Annotated in this window: 7 protein-coding genes; 4 read left to right on the top strand and 3 right to left on the bottom strand. The window is 58.6% G+C overall.

Annotated features, from left to right (window positions below; all coding sequences use genetic code 11):
- The 3 genes from P0D80_RS48685 to P0D80_RS48675 all read left to right on the top strand — a co-directional run.
- The coding region (locus P0D80_RS48685) for a tyrosine-type recombinase/integrase (protein WP_408295526.1) at positions 1 to 725 on the top strand (725 nt) is incomplete at its 5' end.
- Positions 722 to 1678, top strand: coding sequence for a tyrosine-type recombinase/integrase (locus P0D80_RS48680; RefSeq protein WP_408295523.1), 957 nt, complete (start codon positions 722 to 724; stop codon positions 1676 to 1678). The genes P0D80_RS48685 and P0D80_RS48680, both read left to right, overlap by 4 nt.
- Entirely contained in the window at positions 1675 to 2673 is a 999-nt protein-coding gene (locus P0D80_RS48675) for a tyrosine-type recombinase/integrase (RefSeq protein WP_408295520.1), read from the top strand. The genes P0D80_RS48680 and P0D80_RS48675 overlap by 4 nt, the downstream gene beginning before the upstream one ends.
- 112 nt (positions 2674 to 2785) lie before the next feature.
- On the opposite strand, the gene P0D80_RS48670 is transcribed toward P0D80_RS48675, so the two are convergent.
- A complete protein-coding gene (locus tag P0D80_RS48670; protein ID WP_408295517.1) occupies positions 2786 to 3076 on the bottom strand; it encodes a hypothetical protein in 291 nt (96 codons plus the stop codon).
- On the opposite strand from P0D80_RS48670, the gene tnpA reads away from it, so the two are divergent.
- Positions 3063 to 3506: an IS200/IS605 family transposase gene (tnpA, locus tag P0D80_RS48665; protein WP_408295514.1), complete on the top strand. Its 444-nt coding sequence runs from the start codon at positions 3063 to 3065 to the stop codon at positions 3504 to 3506. The two genes, P0D80_RS48670 and tnpA, sit on opposite strands and share 14 nt — an antisense overlap.
- Here the strand turns inward: tnpA and P0D80_RS48660 are convergent.
- Together P0D80_RS48660 and P0D80_RS48655 are read right to left on the bottom strand one after the other, a co-directional pair.
- Positions 3503 to 3853 (bottom strand): hypothetical protein, encoded by a 351-nt coding sequence (locus tag P0D80_RS48660; RefSeq protein WP_408295511.1) that lies wholly within the window; start codon positions 3851 to 3853, stop codon positions 3503 to 3505. The genes tnpA and P0D80_RS48660 overlap by 4 nt on opposite strands.
- A gap of 440 nt (positions 3854 to 4293) precedes the next feature.
- Positions 4294 to 4664 (bottom strand): MIT C-terminal domain-containing protein (locus tag P0D80_RS48655; RefSeq protein ID WP_408295508.1); only part of this gene is annotated, 371 nt, incomplete at its 5' end.

The raw sequence follows: 4664 nt of genomic DNA, 5'->3' as shown, positions 1-4664 counted from the left end.
GGCAGGAGGCCGGTCGCCTTCGCGGACACTCACGCAACAAACCTGGGACCGCGATGCGGGCATGGCTCAGGTATCTCGTTTTCTGCGGGTTGATTGACGCTGGACTGGAAGCTGCGATTCCTTCGATGCCTCGATGGAAACACGCGTCACTGCCGGTCCATCTTACGGCCGAGGAAACCGAGCGAGTACTCGGCGCAGCATTGGACAGCAGTCCACACGAGCTGCGCAACCATGCCATCCTGCTGATCCTGGCGAGAATGGGATTGCGAGCCTGCGAGGTCCGGCACCTGACGCTCGACGATATCGACTGGGCAGAGGGGTTCGTGGAGATCGGCCCTGGGAAGTCCCGCCGCGAACGACGCCTGCCTTTGCCCCGGGATGTTGGTGAGGCGCTATATGCTTATCTCCATCATGAGCGTCCTTTCAGTCCCTGTCGCACGATCTTGCTGAGCACCAAAGAGCCATACGGGCCAATTCTGGACTCTTCGGTCATATCGGGAACCGTCCGTCGCGCGATGGCCCGATCAGGCGTGGTGGGTATCCCGGCCGCTGCACACGCGCTGCGCCACTCGGCGGCAACCCGGATGGTGTGCCGGGGAGCGAGTTTCAAAGACGTTGCCGATGTGCTGGGACATGTTTCGCTGGGGACGACGGCGATCTACGCCAAGCTCGATGTTGCCACGCTCGTGCAAGTGGCACTGCCATGGCCGGGAGCGAGATCATGAACGGCCCCCTGGAATTGCGCAGCCATCTTGATGCCTATCTTGCTGTTCGGGAGGCGCTGGGATTTAACGATGCAGCCAGAAAGGTCCTGCTGAGAAACTTCATTGAGTGCGTGATCTCCCCTGACGGGCGGTGGCCGATTGACGCTCAATTCGTGGTGAACTGGGCATGCGGGCCATCATCCGTCCGAGGTCCTGCTGCGCAGGCAAGCCGCCTCTCCACGGTCAGAAGATTCCTTTGCTATCTGCGGGCCAGCGTTCCCGAAACGCAGATTCCCGGGCCCGGGTTGCTTGCGCGGCCGCAGAGGCATCGGCCCTACATCTTCACGCAACAGGAACTCGTCAGGATCCTTGATGCCGCCGCCGCGATGCGGCCCCGTCGCACGCTGCGGCCGCACGTGTACGTGTCGATGATCGGCCTGCTGGCCAGCACCGGAATACGCGCGGGCGAGGCCATCCGGTTGACCAGCAGCGACGTGCTACTCGACGCTGATCCGCCGAGGATCCTGGTGCTCGAGACCAAGTTCCGCAAGTCGAGGATCGTGCCGCTGCATGTGACGGCGGCGGAGAAGTTAAAGGCCTACGTGCGGCTTCGCGAGCAACTGGGATATGCGGGGCTGTCGGATCTGTTCTTCATGTCCGAAATCGGAACGGCGATCAACTACGGATTCTTCGCGACCTGGTTTACGCGTACGGCGCGCCGGCTAGGCATGCTGCCGTCTTCCGGCGCACGGCAACCAACCCTCCACAGCCTTCGTCACACGTTCGCCGTCGAGCGACTGACCCAATGGTGCCTGGCGGGGGCGCCAGTCCAGCAATGGATACCCAATCTGTCTGTATATCTGGGACATGTCAGTCCCGTGGAAACGTACTGGTACCTAACCGCGACACCAGCGCTCCTGCTGACCGCGGCGACGGCATTTCGGGAATACGCCAGCCAGGGAGTAACGAAATGAAGACCACCACCATGATCGGCCCACTGCTGCAGGGCTTCTTCGTCGAGCATCTGCTTGCACATAAACACGTCAGTCCTCGGACTGTTTCAAGTTACCGGGATACGTTTCGCATGTTGCTCCAGTTTGTGCGGGATCGAACCCACACCGAACCTTCATCATTGCGCGTGGCCGCGCTGGATGCGCCAACCATTCTGTCGTTTCTCGATCATCTGGAATTTGCGCGACACAACTCAGCACGTTCGCGCAACGTCAGGCTTGCAGCGATTCGCAGCTTCTTCCGATGGGTTGCGCTGTGCGATCCAGAACTGGCTGGGCTGGCCACACGCATTCTTGCCATACCTGCGAAGCGGACCGATCGACGGCTTGTGCAGTCGCTCAGCCGCGCCGAAGTTGATGCGGTACTTACTGCGCCTGACCGGTCCCAATGGCTCGGGCGCCGTGATCATGCATTGCTGCTGACGCTGTATAACACCGGCGCTCGTGTTTCCGAAATCACGGCGCTTGAGCAGGCGCAGGTTCAGTTCGGCAGCAGCACGGTCATTAACCTGAAGGGCAAAGGCCGCAAGGAGCGGAGCATCCCCCTGTGGTCAAACACCGCCCAAATCCTGAAGGCATGGTTCCGTGAACTGGAGGGTGCCCACACGTCGCTGGCGTTTCCCAGTCACCGCGGCCGGCAGCTATCGCGTAACGGTGTCGACTACATTCTGCAACAGGCCGTCAGCCGGGCAAGTTCGCATTGTCCAGGCCTGATGGACAAGCGAATTTCTCCGCATGTCGTGAGGCACACGACCGCCGCACATTTGCTGCAGGCTGGCATTGACATCAGTATCATCGCCCTCTGGCTCGGTCACGAGAGTATCGAGACCACGCACATCTACATCGATGCTGACCTGGCAACAAAGGAGCGAGCCCTTGAGAAGCTCGCGCCCACAGACGCAACTTCACTTAGGTTTAAGCCCACCGACAGCGTGCTTGCCTTCCTGCAACAACTCTGATTATCTACAGTTGATCCGCCGGCAATCCAGAAACATCGGATCGTCAGCGGACCAACTGTGTACAAACCGGAACTGTGCCTAAAAGCGTTTATCCTCTGCAGAGCATAAACGCTTATCTTGGCTCAACCCCCTTCAGGTCAGAGTCGGTGTGCGTGACCCAGTTCAACGCACCCTTCGCCGCCGCCTGCTTGGCGGGGTCTGTCTCCCACTTCCAGGGGAGGTTGTAGTTCACCGGCTCGATCCCGCCAAACCCGTAATCGCTCAGGTAGCGGTCGTACAGCTCGGCGCGCTTGCGCTTGGTGTCGATGGCATCCATCACGTTCGCGTCGTACTTCACTCTCTTTGGGTCGGATTCCCCGCCGCTTGCGGCGTAGAAGTAGACTTTGTGGATGAGCGAATACATCCATAAGAGCCATAACGTAACGGTGCTGATGTATCACCTGGTGTTTCCGGCGAAGTACCGCAGGGCGGTGTTCGACGAACGGGTGGACGAGGTGTTGAAGGAGGTATGCCTTGAAATTAGCGAGCGCTACCAGATCAAGTTTCTGGAAATTGGAACGGACAAGGACCACGTCCATTTTCTCGTGCAGTCGGTGCCAACCTACAGCGTGACGAGGATCGTCACGCTGTTGAAGAGTCTGACGGCGAGAGAGATATTCAGACGGTGTCCGCAGGTGAAGAAAATCCTGTGGGGCGGGGAGTTCTGGACGGACGGCTACTTCGCGAGCACGGTCGGCAAGCATGGCGACGAGGCGATGATAGGTCGATACGTCAAGAATCAGGGCAAGGAGTATCACAAGCTCCACTCAGATCATCAGCTCGCGCTGTTTTAAGATACCCCGCCCCTTGGGGCGGGGTCGTTCATTTGCGCGACTGCGTTGGCATCGCCATCGCCCACCGACCAGCTCGCAGTGATTTCTGCCCGGGCATCTGGGTCCGCCGGCAGATCGGGCGCGGGGAAGTGCGCCGAGCCAAACACCGGCGCCTTGACGACGGTCGCATCCGACGGCGTCGTGAGTAGATACCGTTCGCTCGGAAACACCATGGCATCGGCTGTAAAAATCACGCCGTCGGCGGCCTTGGACGCAAGGTTCGCCCCCATGGCAGCCAACACCAGGCCAGTCAACAAAAAAGCGCGCAGCGGATAGCTGATGTACATGTTGGTGACCAGTTCGGGCAAGGTATCCCGATCAGTGAACACACCGAACGACTTAGTTCCGGGCCACGTATCAGTGATGCAAAGCGTTGGCACCCCACTAATAGTAGGAAACGCGAGTGCTCCCCGTGCGCTAATTTTAATTTGCTTCGCTCGGCCATAGGATTCCCCAGGGTGGGGCTTCCCACACAGTGCCCCAAAACCTTACAGGTAACCGACGCGCGCCCTATGCTGAATCAAACCGGAAAGGGGGGCGAAAAATGGCGGACACTTTTGATCTCTTCAAAGAAGTGGATGCTCGCGGTGACGGGTGGCCTTTTGATCAGCAACGCGGTTCTACAGAGATCGTCGATTATGTCCATGGCCAACAATCGATCACGACAAACCCTCGTTCGCTAAGATGAGTATTCGCTAACCTTAATAAAGCGTAAGAGTTGGTAGGGCGTTCCCGCCGAAAGCCAGCCTCACCCCCGGAAAATATCCACTTTGGTCTCCAGGCACTTTCGCAGGCTCAGATCGTTCGCTCCAACCTCGAACCAGCCTCCCGGCTTCTGATAGAAATCTAAACCACGCCCGATTTTGATGATCCAGCCGTTGTCGAGGCGGATCTCCCGGTCATGGATGTTGGGGTTGAGTTTCACTTCCAGCTCGACATCCAGCTCCAGCAGACTTTGCTTAAGTTCTTCGAGTTTTTCGGCAATTTCGGCCAACTGCGTCGTAAGTGAGCGTGAGCACGTAGGTCGATGGGAATTTGGGGCGTTTTGAGCAACTAAGTGTTCAGGCAAAACGGATTTCAAATTTCGAGCCATAGCCGCCGAGTAGCGTGGCGATCTCG

It is taken from the genome of Paraburkholderia sp. RL17-373-BIF-A (assembly GCF_046030175.1).
Taxonomy (GTDB): domain Bacteria; phylum Pseudomonadota; class Gammaproteobacteria; order Burkholderiales; family Burkholderiaceae; genus Paraburkholderia.
Note: the sequence above shows the minus strand (reverse complement) of the source record. Positions and strands in the feature narration are given on the sequence as shown.

Coding starts and splice junctions, on each gene's coding strand:
- P0D80_RS48680 (WP_408295523.1), top strand. CDS start 722: ATGAACGGCCCCCTGGAATTGCGCAGCCATCTTGATGCCTATCTTGCT.
- P0D80_RS48675 (WP_408295520.1), top strand. CDS start 1,675: ATGAAGACCACCACCATGATCGGCCCACTGCTGCAGGGCTTCTTCGTC.
- tnpA (WP_408295514.1), top strand. CDS start 3,063: ATGAGCGAATACATCCATAAGAGCCATAACGTAACGGTGCTGATGTAT.
- P0D80_RS48670 (WP_408295517.1), bottom strand. CDS start 3,076: ATGTATTCGCTCATCCACAAAGTCTACTTCTACGCCGCAAGCGGCGGG.